Annotated in this window: 23 protein-coding genes and 1 tRNA gene; 15 read left to right on the forward strand and 9 right to left on the reverse strand. The window is 51.6% G+C overall.

Going from position 1 to position 19,143, the window contains the following annotated elements; all coding sequences use genetic code 11:
- The first annotated feature begins 55 nt into the window (after positions 1–55).
- Together mobC and PSEMO_RS30245 are read left to right on the forward strand one after the other, a co-directional pair.
- Positions 56–418 carry a plasmid mobilization relaxosome protein MobC gene (mobC, locus tag PSEMO_RS30240; protein ID WP_075806535.1) on the forward strand — a complete coding sequence of 121 codons (363 nt, stop codon included), beginning with the start codon at positions 56–58 and terminating at the stop codon, positions 416–418.
- Entirely contained in the window at positions 415–2,025 is a 1,611-nt protein-coding gene (locus PSEMO_RS30245; RefSeq protein ID WP_075806536.1) for a relaxase/mobilization nuclease domain-containing protein, read from the forward strand. The genes mobC and PSEMO_RS30245 overlap by 4 nt, the downstream gene beginning before the upstream one ends.
- A 25-nt stretch (positions 2,026–2,050) precedes the next feature.
- On the opposite strand, the gene PSEMO_RS33335 is transcribed toward PSEMO_RS30245, so the two are convergent.
- The 6 genes from PSEMO_RS33335 to PSEMO_RS30260 all read right to left on the reverse strand — a co-directional run bounded on the left by PSEMO_RS33335 (position 2,051) and on the right by PSEMO_RS30260 (position 5,872).
- Positions 2,051–2,566, reverse strand: a complete 516-nt coding sequence (locus PSEMO_RS33335) for a hypothetical protein (protein WP_144443650.1) — start codon at positions 2,564–2,566, stop codon at positions 2,051–2,053.
- 286 nt (positions 2,567–2,852) lie between these two features.
- The gene (locus PSEMO_RS33340; protein ID WP_144443651.1) at positions 2,853–3,500 is read right to left on the reverse strand and encodes a hypothetical protein; all 648 of its coding nucleotides are present in this window, start codon (positions 3,498–3,500) and stop codon (positions 2,853–2,855) included.
- A gap of 17 nt (positions 3,501–3,517) precedes the next feature.
- On the reverse strand, positions 3,518–4,171 hold the full coding sequence (locus tag PSEMO_RS30250) for a hypothetical protein (RefSeq protein ID WP_075806537.1): 654 nt from the start codon (positions 4,169–4,171) through the stop codon (positions 3,518–3,520).
- Positions 4,168–4,506: a hypothetical protein gene (locus PSEMO_RS33345; RefSeq protein WP_144443652.1), complete on the reverse strand. Its 339-nt coding sequence runs from the start codon at positions 4,504–4,506 to the stop codon at positions 4,168–4,170. The genes PSEMO_RS30250 and PSEMO_RS33345 overlap by 4 nt, the downstream gene beginning before the upstream one ends.
- Positions 4,503–4,907 carry a hypothetical protein gene (locus tag PSEMO_RS30255; RefSeq protein WP_075806538.1) on the reverse strand — a complete coding sequence of 135 codons (405 nt, stop codon included), beginning with the start codon at positions 4,905–4,907 and terminating at the stop codon, positions 4,503–4,505. The genes PSEMO_RS33345 and PSEMO_RS30255 overlap by 4 nt, the downstream gene beginning before the upstream one ends.
- A complete protein-coding gene (locus PSEMO_RS30260; RefSeq protein ID WP_178392084.1) occupies positions 4,898–5,872 on the reverse strand; it encodes a replication initiation protein in 975 nt (324 codons plus the stop codon). Before PSEMO_RS30260 ends, PSEMO_RS30255 begins: the two co-directional genes overlap by 10 nt.
- Before the next feature lie 449 nt (positions 5,873–6,321).
- On the opposite strand from PSEMO_RS30260, the gene PSEMO_RS33350 reads away from it, so the two are divergent.
- The 4 genes from PSEMO_RS33350 to PSEMO_RS33355 all read left to right on the forward strand — a co-directional run bounded on the left by PSEMO_RS33350 (position 6,322) and on the right by PSEMO_RS33355 (position 8,505).
- Positions 6,322–6,705, forward strand: coding sequence for a hypothetical protein (locus tag PSEMO_RS33350; RefSeq protein ID WP_144443653.1), 384 nt, complete (start codon positions 6,322–6,324; stop codon positions 6,703–6,705).
- A 2-nt stretch (positions 6,706–6,707) separates the two neighbouring features.
- Positions 6,708–7,136: a hypothetical protein gene (locus tag PSEMO_RS30265; protein WP_042939616.1), complete on the forward strand. Its 429-nt coding sequence runs from the start codon at positions 6,708–6,710 to the stop codon at positions 7,134–7,136.
- Positions 7,133–7,459, forward strand: coding sequence for a hypothetical protein (locus PSEMO_RS30270; protein WP_042939617.1), 327 nt, complete (start codon positions 7,133–7,135; stop codon positions 7,457–7,459). The genes PSEMO_RS30265 and PSEMO_RS30270 overlap by 4 nt, the downstream gene beginning before the upstream one ends.
- A 338-nt stretch (positions 7,460–7,797) precedes the next feature.
- Positions 7,798–8,505, forward strand: a complete 708-nt coding sequence (locus PSEMO_RS33355) for a hypothetical protein (RefSeq protein ID WP_075806539.1) — start codon at positions 7,798–7,800, stop codon at positions 8,503–8,505.
- Positions 8,506–8,680: 175 nt separating this feature from the next.
- On the opposite strand, the gene PSEMO_RS30280 is transcribed toward PSEMO_RS33355, so the two are convergent.
- Together PSEMO_RS30280 and PSEMO_RS30285 are read right to left on the reverse strand one after the other, a co-directional pair.
- The gene (locus PSEMO_RS30280; protein WP_075806540.1) at positions 8,681–9,124 is read right to left on the reverse strand and encodes a hypothetical protein; all 444 of its coding nucleotides are present in this window, start codon (positions 9,122–9,124) and stop codon (positions 8,681–8,683) included.
- Between the two features lie 382 nt (positions 9,125–9,506).
- Positions 9,507–9,591, reverse strand: a tRNA-Leu gene (locus PSEMO_RS30285).
- Between the two features lie 112 nt (positions 9,592–9,703).
- Here PSEMO_RS30285 and queA point away from each other — a divergent pair.
- From queA to PSEMO_RS30315, 6 genes are all read left to right on the forward strand, one after another.
- The gene (gene queA / locus PSEMO_RS30290; protein WP_075806541.1) at positions 9,704–10,753 is read left to right on the forward strand and encodes a tRNA preQ1(34) S-adenosylmethionine ribosyltransferase-isomerase QueA; all 1,050 of its coding nucleotides are present in this window, start codon (positions 9,704–9,706) and stop codon (positions 10,751–10,753) included.
- A 14-nt stretch (positions 10,754–10,767) separates the two neighbouring features.
- Entirely contained in the window at positions 10,768–11,883 is a 1,116-nt protein-coding gene (gene tgt, locus PSEMO_RS30295; RefSeq protein ID WP_178392087.1) for a tRNA guanosine(34) transglycosylase Tgt, read from the forward strand.
- 48 nt (positions 11,884–11,931) lie between these two features.
- The gene (gene yajC, locus PSEMO_RS30300; protein ID WP_075806543.1) at positions 11,932–12,273 is read left to right on the forward strand and encodes a preprotein translocase subunit YajC; all 342 of its coding nucleotides are present in this window, start codon (positions 11,932–11,934) and stop codon (positions 12,271–12,273) included.
- Positions 12,274–12,333: 60 nt separating this feature from the next.
- Positions 12,334–14,199, forward strand: a complete 1,866-nt coding sequence (gene secD / locus PSEMO_RS30305; RefSeq protein WP_075806544.1) for a protein translocase subunit SecD — start codon at positions 12,334–12,336, stop codon at positions 14,197–14,199.
- A 9-nt stretch (positions 14,200–14,208) separates the two neighbouring features.
- Positions 14,209–15,120 carry a protein translocase subunit SecF gene (gene secF / locus PSEMO_RS30310; RefSeq protein WP_075806545.1) on the forward strand — a complete coding sequence of 304 codons (912 nt, stop codon included), beginning with the start codon at positions 14,209–14,211 and terminating at the stop codon, positions 15,118–15,120.
- A 121-nt stretch (positions 15,121–15,241) separates the two neighbouring features.
- On the forward strand, positions 15,242–15,790 hold the full coding sequence (locus PSEMO_RS30315) for a glycine zipper 2TM domain-containing protein (protein WP_075806546.1): 549 nt from the start codon (positions 15,242–15,244) through the stop codon (positions 15,788–15,790).
- Positions 15,791–15,962: 172 nt separating this feature from the next.
- On the opposite strand, the gene suhB is transcribed toward PSEMO_RS30315, so the two are convergent.
- Positions 15,963–16,778 carry a type III secretion system regulator SuhB gene (suhB, locus tag PSEMO_RS30320; RefSeq protein WP_075806547.1) on the reverse strand — a complete coding sequence of 272 codons (816 nt, stop codon included), beginning with the start codon at positions 16,776–16,778 and terminating at the stop codon, positions 15,963–15,965.
- Between the two features lie 150 nt (positions 16,779–16,928).
- Here suhB and trmJ point away from each other — a divergent pair, with 150 nt between their 5' ends.
- The 3 genes from trmJ (at position 16,929) to iscR (ending at position 19,128) form a co-directional block, all read left to right on the forward strand.
- Positions 16,929–17,690, forward strand: a complete 762-nt coding sequence (trmJ, locus tag PSEMO_RS30325) for a tRNA (cytosine(32)/uridine(32)-2'-O)-methyltransferase TrmJ (RefSeq protein ID WP_075806548.1) — start codon at positions 16,929–16,931, stop codon at positions 17,688–17,690.
- Positions 17,691–18,473 carry a serine O-acetyltransferase gene (gene cysE / locus PSEMO_RS30330; protein WP_075806549.1) on the forward strand — a complete coding sequence of 261 codons (783 nt, stop codon included), beginning with the start codon at positions 17,691–17,693 and terminating at the stop codon, positions 18,471–18,473.
- A 166-nt stretch (positions 18,474–18,639) separates the two neighbouring features.
- Complete coding sequence (gene iscR, locus PSEMO_RS30335; RefSeq protein WP_009398503.1) at positions 18,640–19,128, forward strand: Fe-S cluster assembly transcriptional regulator IscR; 489 nt, start codon at positions 18,640–18,642, stop codon at positions 19,126–19,128.
- The last annotated feature ends 15 nt before the right edge of the window (positions 19,129–19,143 follow it).

A 19,143-nucleotide genomic window follows, 5' to 3' on the forward strand; every position in this document is an offset into this window, starting at 1 on the left:
GAGCAAAAGGCCCCGGCCTTTGTTCACCAAATAAAACACATCGATCAGGAGATACATGGCACAAGACAAAATATCAATAAGAGCTAGCAAAGAAGACATTGCAAAAATCAATAAACTCGCTTCTAGTCTTTCAATGACTAAAACAGCATTGATCAAAAAAATCGTCAATGATGGATTTGATCAAATCATCGAAATCAATAACCCTACCTTGCTCGCCTCTTTCGAGAAAATCGAAAAAATGCTTGGCTCAATCGGTAACAACCTTAACCAGATGGCTAGGAAGGTGAACGCCGGGGAGGCATTCACAGAGCAAGACATAAAAACCCTCGAACAAGTCATCACCAAGTTTGACGCTCTTGAAACCGTTGTGGTTGAAAAAAACACAAAAGCGGTGATTAAAAAGAGGGTTGCAAAATGATTAGGAAAGAATTAAGCAAATTACCTGATAGCGGCTCGATGGGTCGTGCGATGAATTATGCACTTGAAAAAGCTGCGTTGGTCGGCGGTAGCCAAGCGAAATTTGAAAAAACCAGCATTGCGGACTTCGTGAGGCTCGGCGTAAAAAAGTGCGATCAGGTCAACAACAAATATGAAAATAAATCAGGTAGAAAACAAGAAAATGTAGGCATGCACGAAATGATCAGCTTTGACGCTGCCGACAACATCACACCCGAGCAAGCCGCTGAATTAGCCTTGGGCGTGTGGCGTGACGTGCTCGACATAGACAACCACCAGCACCGCTGGGGCGTGCATACTGACACCGATCAAATCCACGTCCATTTGGTCTGGAACAAACGCGACAACGCCGGGAAAATCTACAACCAAAAAAACGACTACGAGCTATTTGAAAAAGCCCTGCACAAGACAGAAATGGCGAATGGCTTAAAGGTCGTTGAAAACAGAAAATTCCTAAAACCGGATATGCCGACAAATCCCCAATCGTCTAACGAATGGCGTTACGAGAAAAAAGGCAAAAAATCCGAAAAAACCTTGTTCAAGGAAGCCGTGGCCGCAGCTACTGACAAGGCTATGACCGCTGGCGAGTTCCTCGAATTCCTTGACCGCGATGGCTACACGTTGATCACCAACGGCAACAACGCCTATTCGCTGGAAAAGGACGGGAAGATCTTCAAGGCGTCCGATGTGGGTGGCTCCTACAAGGCCCTAAAAGCCCGTTTTGGCGACGATCCCCAGTTCAGTGACACCCTTGCACGTCTCGGCGTGAAAAAGGCCCCAGAACGCGAAATGGGCGGCATCAGCTTTGACATGTATGTCACCCAAGCAGACCTTGACCAGTACGAAGCTAAGAAAAAGAAATCCAACCGCGTTTTAGACACACGTTTCGATAGTCATGATGGGCATGAGTTCTACTTTAAGAACTCTACCAAGAAAGCCTTTGAATACGACGCTCAGCGTGGCCGTGTAGAGTTCAACAGCAATAGCCCGACCGCTATCAAAGCTGGCTTGCAAAAACTGATGGAAAACACCCACAAGCCTGACAATTTTAGGCTTGATGGTAGTGACTATGCGAAAAGTCAAATATGGCTTCAATTCCACCTAATGGGGTTGGATAAAAAAGGCCATACATTGTCAGGCTATTCACCGACGCAAGCTGATAAATTTAAGCTTGAACAAGAACAAAACAAGTTCAATCCAGATCTAACCAATGCTGAAAATACGTTGAGTAAAAATGCCCATCACGTTCATAAATCTACATCAGACATGAGAACAGAGAATAACAGTGCATTTAAGCTTGAAAGCTTCACACACTTCAAAGTTTCCGAAACACGAAGACAAGCAGAAACCCCAGCAGAAAGAGCAGCTAATAGCGGTGCGGCTGGAATTATTGAAGGATTTGTCACGGCTCTATGCGACATGACAAATAGCTTCACTGCAAATATGATTGAAGATAAATTTTCAGAAATGCGTGTTCTTGATAAAGAAATAAAAGACAAAAATGATGAAGCTGAAAGCCAGTACCATCAAAATAAAAAACGTAAAAAGAACATGCCAAAACCTCAATAAAAAAACGCCTTTTGGCGTTTTCTTGTTACTGACATGCCCCATAGTGTTCGAATGCAACCTCGTCAATACCTCGATCAAAAAGCTTATTCGACGCACTCAAAGTATATTCATTACTGCTTATACACTTAAACGATTTTGAAAACGGTGCATTCAAAACTATTCTGCAACCCATAATCATGGGTTCATCTTCAGGCATAGTCAATTTTTGATAAGCATGCGACATGTAATAAATGTCAGGATAGTTCATAGCTAAGAAATTGATCGTTGGTTGCACTCTGTCATCACACAATTCAGCCCCTGTTTTTTCTGCTGGTGTTTCTGATCCATCAGGGTTTTCCGCTGGATTTTCTGGCGTTGTTGGGGTTTCTGGATTAGACGGATTGGAAGGGTTTGAACCTGAATCACCCGGCTTTACGAAAGCAATGCTGCTGGCAGGTAACGAACCGCCCGCATTAGCTTCGAGCGGAATAGCGATTTTAAAGGCTGCGTTTGCAGTCATTGAAGCAAATAGAACGGTTAGTAAGAATAATGGCTTTTTCATTGTATTTCCTCGTTATTGTTTTTTTTGGTTTTCTCCTTGCGGATTATTGAGTTCATCAAGAAAAGATTGAAAATAGCAAATAATTCCAAACTGATTAGAAAAACCAGATTAGGATTTGAAATTGCTTCTGGATATTGAACGGCGACAGAAATTAGAAACGCACACGACGCTATGACAGCGAGTGTTGAAATAAAAAATAATCTTGATTGGTGCATGGCGTAAAATGATGTTGTTAATATTATTATATATAATAATATTAAAAAATCAAATCACGCGAAAATAGCCGTCACTTTGTTACTTCTTTAGCTTTTTCTTGCTCTTGTAGTTTGCGAACTCTATCAACGTGTTTTTCTGTAACTGGCTTTAACGCCGCTCTATATTTTTTATCAATTGCGGTTGTCCAAGCTGGTGTATACATCACATCTGCAAAATCCTTTGTAGCTTCCCATTTTTCCTTTTCAAATCTGCATTCTTCTTCACCATAAACCCCCGGCGTAAATTTTGCGATACCAGACAATGCGGCTAAGTTGTCGCAAGCTTTCCCATCAGGATAAAACTGTTTAACAGTAAATACGCATTTATCAATGGTTTCACCAATGCTTACAGAAATATGTTCTCTCGCATCATCACCTAAAATAGCCGTGGCTTTTTCATAAGTCCCAGCTACACACGTCCAATAGGGCGGCTTTGCAACGTATTTGGCTTTGGGCAAGGCGTCAGCTCGGGCCTGTGCTTCGTTGTGCTCTTTGAGCCATTCCTCATACATTAAACGCTCTGTTTCCTCGGCTTCACGAATTATTTGCTCAGTGGATTTATAGTTTGCTTTGTTGAACGCTTTGATCTGATCGATTGTGCAACCATTGGCACAAGGATTCTCAAAAGCAAAAGCCCCCGCTGGTGATAAAAGCGTTAAAAGCATGATCATTTTTTTCATAAATTCTCCGTAGTTTTTTAAAAGTTAATTCCTATCCTTTCCAACGTATCAATGGCCATCTGAGCAGTGTGCGGAATATCCACAATCAATGCAGATGCAAACATGGTGATTATGGGTTTACCGTAGCCATTTTCTTTTGATGATCCATTGGCGACCTGTGCTAATCCATACGCTCCAATCGCAAAATAAATGAACCCGATGATCTGGAAAATACCGATAATTATTTGAATATTTTGCATGAATTGTTTAGCAGTGCTACCACTCGACAGCTTTTCAACCCTGCTTTGGAGTTCCCCGGTAAGACCTGATACCTCTGTATTCATACAAGCGTTATCTATTGATCCTTCTGCGACAACAAAACAGAAATCCCCGGCCTTGAATAATGTGTTGCCAAAAACGCTGATAGACGTTGTAAGGCTCATAAGAATGGTGCCAACAAGGATATAGACAAGGGGCACGCTTTTGCCCATTTTTCCACCCTGCTCTGTAAGCAATATGAGCTTGTACCCACCTGAGACAAAGGTGATAAAACCGATAAGAAATACCACGAGTTTAATCAAGCCAATATTAGCTGAAATTAGCTCGACGCGGGCTTGCGTAGCGTCATCAGCGAATGCGATGACTGGAAGGAAAAGCAGCGTTAAAAATGTGATGAAATTTCTTACATTCATTGTTCTCCTGATCGATGTTCAATTATTTCTTTTATTTTTACATGAAACACGCAATGTTCTTGAAGACGTTGATCGCGTCCCTTCTCAAACTTACAAAAACTTTCTGGCGAAAAATAGTTGAATACAATTTTTTCTGTAACGCCGGGGCTGATTAATAGAAGCAGACCAACGGCCATCAAGATCCAAGTAATTTTAATTTCTTTTGATGTGAAATTGTTTTTGCTTTCGGATTCAATTAATAAATGCACGGAAACAAGAAGGCAGCAAATACCTAAAACTACAGCGACCGGGATCAGATCATGTAGCACATAAAACACAGAAAATTCGTCGCTCATTGGTCTCCTGATTGTTGTGGGTTGTTAGGTTTTTGCGTTGCCTTTGGCGGTGTTTTTTCTTTAACTTCTTTCATGACCTTGATCACTGAATCAACAGCAGGAATGACGTTTAACTCACTCATGATCTCACCAGTTATGGGATTAAATTCAAGATCATTGGTCGCTATCTTGTGCTCTATCAGCTTACTTTTTTCTATGGCTGTAACCGCCAATAGAAGGATCTGACGCAGCAATTTTTCATTCCCCCCCTGAGATATAGCGGCACCTAATCTAGCGGCTATGACCTGCCTAACGATGTCGCTCGGGATCTTACTCAATATGCTTTCAATGTGTTGAATTAAAGCAGTAGCAGCAACACTGACGTGCTTCAAGTCGATTTCTCTAATTTCTTTTATATCCATTCTTCGTCTCCATCATCTGTTTTTATTTGTTTAGGTTCTTCTTTTTCTTCTTCAATATCCACGTTCTTTGTATCCTTAAAACCCTTTATCAAGGCTGATAACTCACGCAATTTGCTGATCTTTGGATACAAAGTCTTGTAGGTATAATCAACGTCAAATTGAACCGTTGGTTGACGTGGATTGTCATTTTTTCCTTCTTTGTCTAATGCTTTGATTTCTTTAAAGCCGATAATCAAACCAAGGTCTTGCAAATCTTTGTTCGTGTCTCTAATTTTTTTGATGAATTGCTTATCTGGCATTTTATCGCTGTTGATGTTAAATCTTTCTTTCAATCTATCTACACTGAAATAATTGGTTGTGCTCATTCTGTTACACACGTATAGGACGTATAAGATCCTCTGGTACTTATTCAAAACGCCTAAAATTTCTGGATTGATCTCATACAGTTCTTTTAGGTTTCCGAAAAATTCAATAAAGAATTTTGAAACCTCAATTGTGCCTTTGGATTTAGTCAATCTACCTTCAATGAAATTGAAGAATGTGTGTTGCCATTCGCCATTGACTTTTTCCTCATACTCAACATGGATATTGCTCAGTCTTTTTACTGACTTGATAAAAGTCTTTAAATACTGTGCTCGGCTTACTTTTTCGATGTTTAGTTCGTCCATCATTTCTGATGTTGAAAATTCTATTGATGTGCTGTTGCTACGAAAAACCTTTCTGAGGATAAACAAAAACACATCAAAATCATTTTCGATGGTCAATTGTGCGTTCTTTATCTCTATATTTCGCGTGTTTTGATGTTTAGGTACTATGATAGGTTCATCACGGTTTTCGCTGCCGTTTATGATGTTAAATAGCGGCAATATCAAAAAGAGCCTTGGCACTGATGTGAATGTTTTTAATGATCTGACTTTTCTTGGATTCCCCTTATTGTCTTTTATTTCTCTTAAATTGTATTGCACGGTTATTTTTTCCTTGTTCTTTCTTATATTGAACCATTAAAAAAAGAAATTACAAGGATAAAACAGGAAAAAGTTAATAAACTGCGTTAACCATACTTTAATGCTATTAGGAAAACCCAATATTCAAAGCATAAACCGCACAAAAAAAATAAAATGCGTTAACCGAAAACTCAAAAAACGAGCGTTTTAGACGTTAAAAAATAAAATGCTATAACCGAGATTTTTAAATTTCCCTTGTTTTGGCGGGCTTTTTTAATTGTTCTATGACGGTACAAGATATTTACTACGTAAATGTTTTTTATTTATATAATATGTAAGCGAAGGTCAAAAGCCATTCTGGTGAGGCTAAAAATCAAAACCCTAAAATCTTTGACCTTGGCGGTTTATTTTGACAAATCTACACACTGATTTTAAGATCCTGATTTTGTCCATAGGTAGGCTAGAAAATCTTGATCCTTGAAAAGCTAGTCGTTAATCAATCAATTATTTTAGAAACGCTGCACAACCAATGGGCGAGAGATCCTAGGGACGGTAAAGCGTTGGATTGCCTCCATTTCGATGAATATTGTGTCGAAGTGCTAGACGTTAAGTCGGGCGTTGATGTGGGTTTATTTGGCGTTGAAATAGCCTTAAAATCAGCATTAAAACCGTTCGCCCTTTATGTCATACTTTACACCCTAGGCTATCGACAATCAGAAGTCGAAAGCCAAGAAAATCTTGAAAATGTAAAAGAAACAATTTCAAAAATCGTTGATGATAATTGGCCCGAGTTTTACGCCAAGATTAAAAAAAGCTACTCCCCATTCCTACATGATCTCAATAAGGATCGTTGAAAATGTCGAAATTGCTTGACCTACTGGCACAGCAAAAAGCCATTGTTGAACAAATCAAAAAGCTCGAAGCAGATGAAAATGAAGCCAAGGTGCTTAAATTTGTTGAAGAGCTTGAAGCCTTACGTGAAAAGCATGGCTATAACGTGGCCGATTTTCTCGACGTGGTGCATTCCCTTCACAACGTTAAAACCCCCGCCAAAACACCTAAAAGCGTGAGCGTGAGGGCACCAAGGGCGAAAGCCACTAAATACAAAGTCATGATCAATGGCGTTGAAACGGTCCTGCAAAGCAAGAAAGCCGGGGCGGTTGATGGAAAGATTAAAGCACTAGGCTTCACGACATATGCTGATTATCTCAATGACTTGATCAAGAAAAACAAGGTGTCGGATTTCGATGCTTTGATCAAGAAACTGGGAGGCGTACCCGCATGACTTTCAGTCAATCTAAATACGATGATTTTTACGAAGATTATGAGCATTGCGACAAAGAAGGTTTTGGCCTGTTGATCGATGATATCGACTTCGACAATGTGTCACAGGTCGCCGCCGCAAGTGCCTTAATCCTTCATATTTTGACTGACTGTCGTTTCAACGTTACTGTCGTTGAAGAAGAAGATGACCTTTATTTTTACGTTGCTGACGTAAAAATTTCGTATGAAGCAGCAAAGCGAAACCTTGAAGATCGCCGTGGCGTTGGGTACGTTTTTGATTGCTACGTCTCTGACAGGTCGTTGAATACAGCTTTAAACTGGTAAATCACCATAATCATTAAGCCCCTTAACCGGGGCTTTTTTGTGCCTGTTGTTTTCTTGGCGGTTTATTTTGACAAATTATTTTTCATGAAAAACACGGCGAAATATTTTCAAGGAATTTTCGATTTTTTCGTGTTTTGTGATTTTTCCAACCCCTAGTTTTTGGCTTTCATAAGCCATAAAACTCTTGTCAATAGCAGGTTGAAAATATATTTAAGGTTCGACGTTAACTTTAAATAGGGTTCAACCATACCATTTCAACCATTAAAAAGTTTGGCGGTTTAATTTGACAAACAATTAACATATGTTCTAATGGAAGTAACAAAACAAAAAGGAGACTTATGCTAAACATCATTGCTACTAAACCGAAAAAATTTAACGTTAGAGAGTTGGCCTATGACGCATTTCGTTCATCAGCTCTTTTAGGTGTAGACGACACCTACACAAATACAAGATCGAGTAAATATTTTATTGTTAGCAATTCATTAAATGGATTGAATATAGTTAACGCTGTATTTAGAGATTATTTCAAATCAGATGAATACACAGAAGCCAGATCAAAGAAAATACACATCATTGATCTGGATGAACATGATTATGATTTTGCTGCGATAAAATTTTGCATTGAAAAGACCTATAAATCCGTGTCGTCTTTATCGCAGATGCAAAGATATACAAAGCTAATTGAAGCGGGGGAATTGAAGCCAAAAAATGGCATTCCATTTGTCCCAGCGGTGCTAGAAGTTTTTCACGATAACGCAGAGGTTGACTTTTTCAAATTTCAAGAAGTTAGAAAAGAATATGTTGTCAGGATTTCGCTAGTAAAAAATGGCAAAGTCTTCAAGAAGATAAAATGCAATATTGGCCATTTTACGTTGATCGCTGGTAGCAAACCATATGACTATGAAAGAGTAGAAAGCACGCCTAAAAAAGCCACAAGGCCCGCGTTATTTCACCCTTGCTTTGAAGTCGATGGCGTAGAGTTTTTGGCGGTATTCAATGAACAAAACAAGCATTACAAAACGCTTGTCGATATGGTCGGTTACTAAAAACGCAGTAGAAAACAGAAGCCCAAAAAAAGGGCTTTTTTTGTGTCCGGTGTAAATTTTCCGTTCTTATCCCATACGGAAATTTATTAACACCTTGGCGGTTTTTCCCGCCGACTATGGTTGTTTTTCAAAGCGAAGCGACCACCAGAATAGGCGAGCCGCTGCACGCCTTGATTTAGTAGCGGTTGCAAATAGTTTGTGTGCCGATCTGGTTGCAATATGTGGTTTTATTCTGTTCCTGCTGTTGTTGCAGGTTTTGCCACGCTTGTGCTTCCTGTGCCGCCTGTTGATTTTGAGCGTCAATCTGATTTTTTGTCTGCACAATATTCATCGACAACATATTGCAGTCGCCTTGGGATGGATTGACTGAATTGCCAATCTGCTGTGCTCTGCTCATAAAATAATTTTTGTCATATTGCCATGTATTCAAATTTGCCATTGAATACTGCTGACCGCGTGCCCCAACATCGGGCGTCATATATCCGCTGTTGACACACTTCATGATGCCGATCAATTGGGTAGCGAATGCGGTGTATTGACCATCCGAAAGCGGCGGTTTCTGAGTGGCACAGCCGCTCAGCAGTGATCCAGCAATCAGCACAAGACTTAATCTTTTCATTCGCCATCCTTAGAAATCGTTGAGTAGTGGCCCACCAGTGGCACCGCTCGATGATTCTACCCAACCATAGGGATGCACTGCCATACAACGCTTAACCGGCGATTTGCTGCACGGGTACAAGTCCCCGCACATCAAACCACCCTGATCAAAGACCCGTCGTCCAAGGGGGCTGCCTTGAAGGAGCGAGCAACGTCATTGCAGAGAAAGGCAGGGATGGGCTTTTTCGCGTCATTCGCTCGCGTGCTTGCATAGCGAGACGAACCGCCGTAGGTGGGCTTTTAGGCTCTGAAATGAGCAAAGAAGGGTAGATTTTTTGGATAGAAAAAGGGGTAGAAATTTCTTTCTACCCCTTCTCTAAGTCCTTGATTTACAAGGAAAATGATGGTGCCCCGAGGGAGACTCGAACTCCCACTCCTTTCGAAAACGGATTTTGAATCCGCCGCGTCTACCAATTCCGCCATCAGGGCATGTGGCGGCGGAGTATAAAGAGCCCCCTACCGTTGGTCAATCAGCTTTCATGGTCAATTTTTCCGCTTTCGGCTAAACTTCCCGGCCCTGTCGAACCCGTACCCCACTGCCATGCGCGTCGCCGATTTTTCTTTCGAACTCCCCGATTCCCTGATCGCCCGCCATCCGCTGGCCGAACGCCGGGCGAGCCGGCTGCTGGTCCTCGATGGCCCGAGCGGCGCGCTGGCCCATCGGCATTTCGCCGATCTGCTGGAATACCTGCGCCCCGGCGACCTGATGGTGTTCAACAACACCCGCGTCATCCCGGCCCGGCTGTTCGGCCAGAAAGCCTCCGGCGGCAAGCTGGAGATCCTCGTCGAACGCGTGCTGGACAGCCATCGCGTCCTCGCCCATGTGCGCGCCAGCAAGGCGCCCAAGCCAGGCACGCAGATCCTTATCGACGGCGGCGGTGAGGCGGAAATGGTTGCGCGCCACGACACCCTGTTCGAACTGCGCTTCGCCGAGGACGTGCTGCCCCTGCTGGACCGCGTCGGCCATATGCCGTTGCCTCCATATATAGACCGCCCCGACGAAGGCGCCGATCGCGAGCGCTACCAGACCGTGTACGCCGAGCGCGCCGGTGCCGTGGCCGCGCCAACCGCCGGCCTGCATTTCGACGAGGACCTGCTGGCGAAGATCGCCGAGAAAGGCGTCGAGACCGCCTTCGTGACCCTGCACGTCGGTGCCGGGACATTCCAGCCGGTGCGCGTCGAGCGCATCGAAGACCACCATATGCATAAAGAGTGGCTGGAAGTCGGCCAGGATGTGGTGGATGCCGTGGCCGCCTGCCGCGCCCGTGGTGGCCGGGTGGTGGCGGTGGGCACCACCAGCGTGCGCTCGCTGGAGAGCGCGGCGCGTGATGGCGTGCTCAAGCCGTTCAGCGGCGATACCGATATCTTCATCTTCCCCGGCCGACCCTTCCATGTGGTCGATGCCCTGGTCACCAACTTCCATTTGCCCGAGTCCACGCTGCTGATGCTGGTTTCGGCCTTCGCCGGTTACCCGGAAACCATGGCGGCCTACGCGGCGGCCGTGAGCAACGAGTACCGCTTCTTCAGTTACGGTGATGCCATGTTCATCACCCGCAATCCGGCGCCACGCGGCCCCGAGGATCAAGCATGAGTCGCACCTGTCGTATGTCCTTCGAGTTGCTGGCCACCGACGGCAAGGCCCGTCGCGGCCGCCTGACCTTCCCCCGTGGCACCGTGGAAACCCCGGCCTTCATGCCGGTGGGCACCTACGGCACGGTCAAGGGCATGCTGCCTCGGGACATCGAGGCCATCGGCGCCGAGATGATCCTCGGCAATACCTTCCACCTGTGGCTGCGCCCAGGCACCGAGGTGATCAAGGCCCACGGCGACCTGCACGATTTCATGCAGTGGAAAGGCCCGATCCTTACCGACTCCGGCGGTTTCCAGGTGTTCAGCCTGGGCGCAATGCGCAAGATCAAGGAGGAGGGCGTGACCTTCGCCTCCCCGGTCGACGGTTCGAAAGTCTTCATGGGCCCGGAAGAGTCGATGCAGGTCCAGCGCGACCTGGGCTCCGACGTGGTGATGATCTTCGACGAGTGCACCCCGTACCCGGCCGACGAAGACGTGGCGCGGGTGTCCATGGAGCTGTCGCTGCGCTGGGCCCAGCGCTCGAAGAACGCCCACGGCGATAACACCGCAGCACTCTTCGGCATCGTCCAGGGCGGCATGCACCAGGACCTGCGCATGCGCTCCCTGGAAGGCCTGGACAAGATCGGCTTCGATGGCCTGGCCATCGGCGGTCTGTCGGTGGGCGAGCCGAAGCACGAGATGATCAAGGTGCTCGACTACCTGCCGGGCCAGATGCCCGCTGACAAACCTCGTTACCTTATGGGTGTTGGCAAGCCGGAGGATCTTGTGGAGGGTGTGCGCCGCGGCGTCGACATGTTCGATTGCGTGATGCCTACCCGCAATGCGCGGAACGGTCATCTGTTTATCGATACCGGCGTGCTGAAAATCCGCAACGCGTTCCATCGTCATGATGATTCGCCCCTGGATCCGACCTGCGACTGCTACACCTGCCAGAACTTCTCCCGCGCCTATCTGCATCACCTGGATAAATGCGGCGAAATGCTCGGCGCCATGTTGAATACAATCCATAACTTGCGTCATTACCAGCGCTTGATGGCTGGTTTGCGCGAGGCTATTCAACAAGGTACATTGGCCGCCTTTGTCGACGCCTTTTACGCCAAGCGCGGGCTTCCCGTACCGCCTTTGGATTGATGTATTTGCCATCCTGACAAAAACCAACTTCTGCAACTGGAGTGCTAAATGAGCTTTCTGATTCCTGCCGCTTACGCGGACGCCGCAGCCCCTGCCGCTGCTGCCGGCCCGGCCGGTACCGGCTTCGAGTGGATCTTCCTGGTCGGCTTCCTGGTCATCTTCTACCTGATGATCTGGCGCCCACAGGCCAAACGTGCCAAAGAGCAGAAGAACCTGCTGAGCGCCCTGCAAAAGGGTGACGAAGTGGTCACCAACGGCGGTATCGCCGGCAAGATCGTCAAGGTCAGCGATGACTTCGTGGTGCTCGAAGTGTCCGACTCGGTCGAACTGAAGTTCCAGAAGGGCGCCATCGCGGCCACCCTGCCGAAAGGTACGCTGAAAGCGATCTGATTAGTTTTTATCCAATCGACGGGGCGCGCAAGGCGCCCCGCGTCTTGAACGGGCGGCGTGATGCTGAACAAAACTCCTCTATGGAAGTACGTACTGATCCTGGCGGTATTGGCGATCGGTTTTATTTATTCCGCTCCCAACCTCTATCCTGACGATCCGGCTGTACAGGTCAGTGGCGCAAGCACTGCGCTGCAGGTGACCCAGGCCGATCTGGACCGGGTCAGCAAGGCTTTGGCCGACGCAGGGATTGCAGTGAAGGGCGCCAGCCTGGGCGAAAACGGCAAGGGTGCACTGGTGCGCCTGTCCCGGCAGGAAGACCAGCTTCCGGCCAAGGATGTCGTGCGCAAGGCTCTGGGCGATGATTACGTGGTGGCGCTGAACCTGGCCCCGACCACGCCGCAATGGCTGCGCAGCATCGGGGCTCACCCGATGAAGCTGGGTCTCGACCTGTCCGGTGGTGTGCACTTCCTGCTCGAAGTGGACATGGACAAGGCCATGGCCGCGCGCCTGAAAGTCTACGAGGGCGAAGTCAAAAGCCTTCTGCGCAAAGAGAAAGTCCGCTACCGCAGCCTGCCGCAGCAGGATGGTGGCATCCAGCTGGGCTTCTCCGACGATGCGACCCGCGAACAGGCCCGTAACCTGATCCGCAAGAATTTCAACGATTTCGACCTGACCACCACCGAGCGTAACGATCTCTCGGTCCTGCGTCTGGCGATCTCGCCGGCGAAGATCACGGAAATCCGTGAATACGCCATCAAGCAGAACCTGACTACCGTGCGCAACCGGGTCAACGAGCTGGGCGTCGCCGAGCCGCTGGTACAGCGCCAGGGTGCCAACCGCATCGTGGTCGAGCTGCCGGGCGTGCAGGACACTGCCGAAGCCAAGCGTATCCTCGGCAAGACCGCCAACCTGGAGTTCCGCCTGGGCGCCGAGCCTGGTGCGTCGAAAGCCACTACCGAGGTCTTCGAGTTCCGTGAAGGCGGGCGTTCCGCGCCGGTCGAGCGCGGCCTGATCATCACCGGTGACCAGGTTACCGATGCCCAGGCCAGCTACGACGAGCATGGCCGTCCGCAGGTGAACATCCGTCTCGACGGCCACGGCGGCGAGCTGATGAGCCGCGCGACCCGCAGCAACGTCGGTCGCAGCATGGCGGTGATCTTCATCGAGCAGCGTCCGGTCACCCGTTACGAGAAGCAGGTGGTCGACGGCGTTGAAAAAGACGTGGCGATCCAGACCTTCCAGGAAGACAAGAAGATCATCAGCCTGGCGACCATCCAGTCGCCGCTGGGTAGCCAGTTCCGCATCACCGGCCTGAACGGCCAGGGCGAATCGTCCGAACTGGCCCTGCTGCTGCGTGCTGGTGGCCTGGCCGCACCGATGTACTTCGCTGAAGAGCGCACCATCGGCCCGAGCCTGGGTGCCGACAACATCACCAAGGGTATCGATGCATCCCTGTGGGGCATGCTGTTCGTCTCCCTGTTCATCATGGCCATCTACCGCTTCTTCGGTCTGATCGCCACCGTCGCCCTGGCGGGCAACATGGTCCTGCTGCTGGCGCTGATGTCGCTGCTCGGCGCGACCCTGACCCTGCCTGGTATCGCCGGTATCGTGTTGACCATGGGTATGGCGGTCGACGCCAACGTGCTGATCTTCTCGCGTATCCGCGAGGAGCTGGCCAATGGCATGTCGGCGCAACGCGCCATCCACGAAGGTTTCGACCGTGCCTACACGGCGATTCTCGACGCCAACCTGACCACCCTGCTGGTCGGCGGCATCCTCTTCGCCATGGGCACCGGCCCGGTCAAGGGCTTCGCGGTCACCATGTCGCTGGGTATCTTCACCTCGATGTTCACTGCCATTCTGGTTACCCGTGCGATCGTCAACGGGATCTATGGCGGCCGCGACATCAAGAAGCTGTGGGTTTAAGGGGCTGCCATGCTACGTACGATCAACTTCATGGGCGTGCGCAATGTTGCGTTCGCCGTCACCATGCTCCTCACAGTGGTGGCTCTGTTCAGCTGGTTCCACAAGGGCCTGAACTTCGGTCTGGACTTCACCGGGGGTACGCTCATCGAGCTGACCTACGAGCGTCCGGCCGATCTCGGCAAGGTTCGCGAGGAGCTGGTCAATTCCGGCTTCCACGAAGCCGTGGTGCAGAGCTTCGGTGCAACCACCGACCTGCTGGTGCGCATGCCTGGCGATGATCCTCAGTTGGGCAACAAGGTTGCCGACGCGCTGAAGAAAATCGGCGGCGACAACCCGGCAACGGTCAAGCGCGTCGAGTTCGTCGGCCCGCAGGTGGGTGAGGAGCTGCGCGACCAGGGCGGCCTCGGCATGCTCATGGCGCTGGGCGGCATCCTGATCTACCTGGCCTTCCGCTTCCAGTGGAAGTTCGCCGTGGGCGCGATCCTCTCGCTGGTCCACGACGTCGTGGTGACCATGGGTATCCTGTCGTTCTTCCAGATCACCTTCGACCTGACGGTGCTGGCGGCGGTCCTGGCGATCATCGGCTACTCGCTCAACGACACCATCGTCGTGTTCGACCGGGTTCGCGAGAACTTCCGCGTGCTGCGCAAGGCGACGCTGATCGAGAACATCAACATCTCGACCACCCAGACCCTGCTACGTACCGTGGCCACCTCGGTGTCGACCCTGCTGGCCATCGCCGCCCTGCTGATCTTCGGTGGCGACAACCTCTGGGGCTTCTCGGTGGCGCTGCTGGTCGGTGTTCTGGCGGGTACCTACTCGTCGATCTACATCGCCAACGTGGTGCTGATCTGGCTGAACCTGACCACTGAAGACCTGATTCCTCCGGCCAAAACCGAAGGCGTGGACGACCGTCCATAAGGATTCTTCCTACGCCGTTTGGCGGAAGAGAAGGGCGCGAGTGTTGAACTCGCGCCCTTTTTTTTGCTCCAAGGCTGGGAGAAGCGCGGATTGAGGTCCGCAGGTAAATCAGGAGGTTCACGTGAACAAGTCGATGCTCGTGGGTGCGGTACTGGGTGCTGTCGGTGTGACTGCCGGAGGTGCTGTCGCGACCTACAGCCTGGTCAACAACGGGCCGGAATACGCTCAGGTAACGGGCGTGCAACCGGTCAAGACGACCGTCAAGACGCCACGCGAAGTCTGCAAGGACGTCACGGTCACCCGCCAGAAACCGGTGCAGGACCAGCACCAGATCGCGGGTACCGTGGTCGGTGCACTGGCCGGCGGCCTGCTCGGCAACCAGATTGGTGGCGGCACCGGCAAGAAGATCGCCACCGTGGCCGGTGCGGTCGGCGGCGGTTATGCCGGCAACAAGGTGCAGGAGCACATGCAGAACAGCGATACCTACACCACCACCCAGACCCGCTGCAACACGGTGAATGATGTCAGCGAGAAGGTTGTCGGGTATGACGTGAAGTACACCATCGGCGACAAGGCCGGACAGGTGCGTATGGACCGGGATCCGGGGTCGCAGATTCCGCTGGATAAGCAGGGCAACCTGGTGTTGGGGCAGGCTCAGCCGGCTCAGTAATCCTGTCTGAAGGCTGACACCTAACCTGTGGGAGCTGGCTTGCCAGCGATTGCTGTAGTGAATCCACCATAGCTATCGCTGGCAAGCCAGCTCCCACAGGGTACGCGGCGGCCTTGAAATCCGGGCACAAAAAAAGCACCTCGAAAGGTGCTTTTTTCATTTCAGGCGAAACTCAGCGCTTGACCGAAGGCGGCAGGTGCGGCTGGATCGCCGTCAGTACCGCCTTGAAGCACTTGATGTTGCCCGCGACCACGTGGCCCTTCTCGAGGAAGTCATGGCCACCGGTGAAGTCGCTGACCAGGCCGCCCGCTTCCTGGATCAGCAGCGCGCCCGCAGCCATGTCCCACTCGGACAGGCCCGACTCCCAGAATGCATCGAAACGACCTGCAGCCACATAAGCCAGGTCCAGGCTCGCCGAACCCGCGCGACGAATGCCGGCAGTCTGGCCAACCAGGGCGCGGAACATGCCCAGGTAGTTGTCCAGGTATTCCATCTGGTTGTCACGGAACGGGAAGCCGGTGCCGAGCAGGGCGCCTTCCAGGCTGGTGCGCGAGCTGACGCGCAGGCGGCGGCCATTGAGCTGGGCGCCACGGCCACGGCTGGCGGTGAATTCTTCCTGGCGAACCGGGTCGAGGACCACGGCATGCTCCAGGCGACCACGGTATTTGCAGGCGATGCTGACCGCGAAGTGAGGAACGCCACGCAGGAAGTTGGTGGTGCCGTCCAGCGGATCGATGATCCACAGGTAGTCTTCACCTTCGCCGCTGCCGGCATGCAGACCGGTCTCTTCGCCCTGGATGGCGTGGTTCGGATACGCTTTGCGCAGCGCATCGATGATGACCTTCTCGGCTGCGCGGTCGACCTCGGACACGTAGTCCTTGGCGTCCTTCTCATCAACCTTGATGGTATCCAGGCGTTCGATTGAGCGGAAAATCAGTTCGCTGGCGCTGCGGGCGGCGCGCAGCGCGATATTCAGCATGGGCTGCATGGACGTTTCACCTGAGTTTTAAAGAAATGAAAGCCGCACAGTCTATCAGAAAAGTTCCGGCTGGGTGGGGCAACATTTGCTTACGTAGCGTTGCGGCGGTCCCTTCTGTAAGATTTGCTCCCCCTGATTCCATGTCTGTGAGCGCCTGACGTGCTGCAAAATATTCGTGTCGTCCTGGTCTGTACCAGTCACCCCGGCAATATCGGCGGAGCTGCGCGTGCCATGAAGAACATGGGACTGTCGCGCCTCGTGCTGGTCAATCCGGCGGATTTCCCTTCTCCCGAGGCCAGTGCCCGGGCTTCCGGCGCCGATGATGTGCTGGCGTCCGCGCAAGTGGTCGGCTCCCTTGAGGACGCCCTGGTCGGCTGCACCCTGGTGGTCGGCACCAGCGCCCGCAGCCGTAGCCTGCCATGGCCAATGCTCGATCCCCGCGAATGCGGGAGCGAATCCATCGGACGAGCGGCTCAAGGCGAGGAGGTCGCCCTGGTCTTCGGTCGTGAACACGCCGGCCTGACCAATGAAGAGCTGCAGCGATGTCACTACCACGTGCATATCCCCTCCAACCCGGACTTCAGCTCGCTGAACCTGGCGGCGGCGGTGCAGGTGCTGAGCTATGAGGTTCGGACTGCCTGGCTGGCCCGTGAGCCGCAGGTGGTGAAGACGGACAAGGACGAAGTGGTCGAGGAACTGGCCACCATGGACGAGATGGAGCGGTTCTACGGACACCTGGAAAGCACCCTGGTGCAGATCGGGTTCCTCGATCCGGCCAAGCCCAAGCACCTGATGCCGCGTCTGCGTCGCCTGTTCGGGCGCAGTGCGGTGAATCGTTCGGAAATGAGTATTTTGCGCGGCATCCTCACCGAAACCCAGAAAGCGGCCCGGGGCGATGCGCACAAGCGGAAGGATCAGTAAATGTTCGAGCGTCTGCGTGAAGATATCCAAAGCGTTTTCCACCGTGACCCGGCGGCACGCAATGCCTTCGAGGTGCTGACCTGCTATCCGGGCATGCACGCGATCTGGCTGCACCGCGCGGCGCACTGCCTGTGGAAGAAGGACTGGAAATGGCTGGCCCGCCTGGTGTCCAACTTCGGGCGCTGGCTGACCGGCATCGAGATTCACCCGGGGGCCAAGGTTGGCCGACGCTTCTTCATCGACCATGGCATGGGCATCGTCATCGGCGAAACCGCCGAGATCGGCGATGACGTCACCCTCTACCAGGGCGTGACCCTGGGTGGCACCAGCTGGAACAAGGGCAAGCGCCACCCGACTCTGGAAAACGGCGTGGTGGTGGGGGCGGGCGCCAAGGTGCTCGGTCCGTTCACTGTCGGTGCCGGGGCCAAGATCGGCTCCAATGCGGTGGTGACCAAGGCGGTGCCGGCCGGCGCCACGGCGGTGGGCATTCCCGGGCGGATCATCGTCAAGACCGATGTCGAGCAGGAAGCCCGGCGCAAGGCCATGGCCGAGAAGATCGGCTTCGATGCCTACGGCGTCAGCGAAGACATGCCGGACCCGGTCGCCCGTGCCATCGGCCAGTTGCTCGACCACCTGCAGGCGGTCGACGGTCGCCTCGAAGGCATGTGCGGTGCCCTGACCAAGCTGGGCAGCGACTACTGCGCCAAGGAACTGCCACCGCTGCACGAAGAAGACTTCGCCTGCGTCAAGGGCGAGGTGCGCAGCGACGCGCCGACGCATTGACAGCCCGCCGGTAAATCGGGGCGTGTGATCGCGCCCCGACTTTGCTATGATCTGCGCCGCCGTTCAGGCGCAATCCCGACTAAAGCACTAGGTCTTATAGTTGACTTAAATGCTCGGGAATCGCATACTCGCACACATCCCGTAACTCCCGTGGTATCAAATAGCCATGCGACTGACTACTAAAGGCCGATACGCCGTGACTGCCATGCTCGACCTGGCACTGCACGCGCAGAACGGGCCGGTCTCCCTGGCCGACATCTCCGAGCGCCAAGGCATCTCCCTCTCCTATCTGGAGCAGCTGTTCGCCAAGCTGCGCCGCAGCAACCTGGTTTCCAGCGTGCGCGGCCCGGGTGGCGGCTACCAGCTCTCGCGGGTGATGGAAAGCATCCAGGTGGCCCAGGTGATCGATGCGGTCAACGAATCGGTCGATGCCACCCGTTGCCAGGGGCTCGGCGATTGCCACGCCGGTGACACCTGCCTGACCCACCACTTGTGGTGCGACCTCAGCGCCCGGATCCATGAATTCCTCAGCGGAATCAGCCTGGCCGACCTCGTGACCCGCCGTGAGGTCCAGGAAGTCGCCCTGCGTCAGGATCAGCGCCGCGTAGCCGGCCGCGCCCCACTGGACAAGATTGAAACGTCCGCCGTCGATTGACCGTGTCGAACGAGC

This window comes from Pseudomonas putida (assembly GCF_001941965.1).
Classification (GTDB): domain Bacteria; phylum Pseudomonadota; class Gammaproteobacteria; order Pseudomonadales; family Pseudomonadaceae; genus Aquipseudomonas; species Aquipseudomonas putida_L.

Excerpts from the sequence above, each read along its gene's own strand:
- mobC (WP_075806535.1), top strand. The coding sequence starts at position 56 with ATGGCACAAGACAAAATATCAATAAGAGCTAGCAAAGAAGACATTGCA.
- PSEMO_RS30245 (WP_075806536.1), top strand. The coding sequence starts at position 415 with ATGATTAGGAAAGAATTAAGCAAATTACCTGATAGCGGCTCGATGGGT.
- PSEMO_RS33335 (WP_144443650.1), bottom strand. The coding sequence starts at position 2,566 with ATGAAAAAGCCATTATTCTTACTAACCGTTCTATTTGCTTCAATGACT.
- PSEMO_RS33340 (WP_144443651.1), bottom strand. The coding sequence starts at position 3,500 with ATGAAAAAAATGATCATGCTTTTAACGCTTTTATCACCAGCGGGGGCT.
- PSEMO_RS30250 (WP_075806537.1), bottom strand. The coding sequence starts at position 4,171 with ATGAATGTAAGAAATTTCATCACATTTTTAACGCTGCTTTTCCTTCCA.
- PSEMO_RS33345 (WP_144443652.1), bottom strand. The coding sequence starts at position 4,506 with ATGAGCGACGAATTTTCTGTGTTTTATGTGCTACATGATCTGATCCCG.
- PSEMO_RS30255 (WP_075806538.1), bottom strand. The coding sequence starts at position 4,907 with ATGGATATAAAAGAAATTAGAGAAATCGACTTGAAGCACGTCAGTGTT.
- PSEMO_RS30265 (WP_042939616.1), top strand. The coding sequence starts at position 6,708 with ATGTCGAAATTGCTTGACCTACTGGCACAGCAAAAAGCCATTGTTGAA.
- PSEMO_RS30270 (WP_042939617.1), top strand. The coding sequence starts at position 7,133 with ATGACTTTCAGTCAATCTAAATACGATGATTTTTACGAAGATTATGAG.
- PSEMO_RS33355 (WP_075806539.1), top strand. The coding sequence starts at position 7,798 with ATGCTAAACATCATTGCTACTAAACCGAAAAAATTTAACGTTAGAGAG.
- PSEMO_RS30280 (WP_075806540.1), bottom strand. The coding sequence starts at position 9,124 with ATGAAAAGATTAAGTCTTGTGCTGATTGCTGGATCACTGCTGAGCGGC.
- queA (WP_075806541.1), top strand. The coding sequence starts at position 9,704 with ATGCGCGTCGCCGATTTTTCTTTCGAACTCCCCGATTCCCTGATCGCC.
- tgt (WP_178392087.1), top strand. The coding sequence starts at position 10,768 with ATGTCCTTCGAGTTGCTGGCCACCGACGGCAAGGCCCGTCGCGGCCGC.
- yajC (WP_075806543.1), top strand. The coding sequence starts at position 11,932 with ATGAGCTTTCTGATTCCTGCCGCTTACGCGGACGCCGCAGCCCCTGCC.
- secD (WP_075806544.1), top strand. The coding sequence starts at position 12,334 with ATGCTGAACAAAACTCCTCTATGGAAGTACGTACTGATCCTGGCGGTA.
- secF (WP_075806545.1), top strand. The coding sequence starts at position 14,209 with ATGCTACGTACGATCAACTTCATGGGCGTGCGCAATGTTGCGTTCGCC.
- suhB (WP_075806547.1), bottom strand. The coding sequence starts at position 16,778 with ATGCAGCCCATGCTGAATATCGCGCTGCGCGCCGCCCGCAGCGCCAGC.
- cysE (WP_075806549.1), top strand. The coding sequence starts at position 17,691 with ATGTTCGAGCGTCTGCGTGAAGATATCCAAAGCGTTTTCCACCGTGAC.
- iscR (WP_009398503.1), top strand. The coding sequence starts at position 18,640 with ATGCGACTGACTACTAAAGGCCGATACGCCGTGACTGCCATGCTCGAC.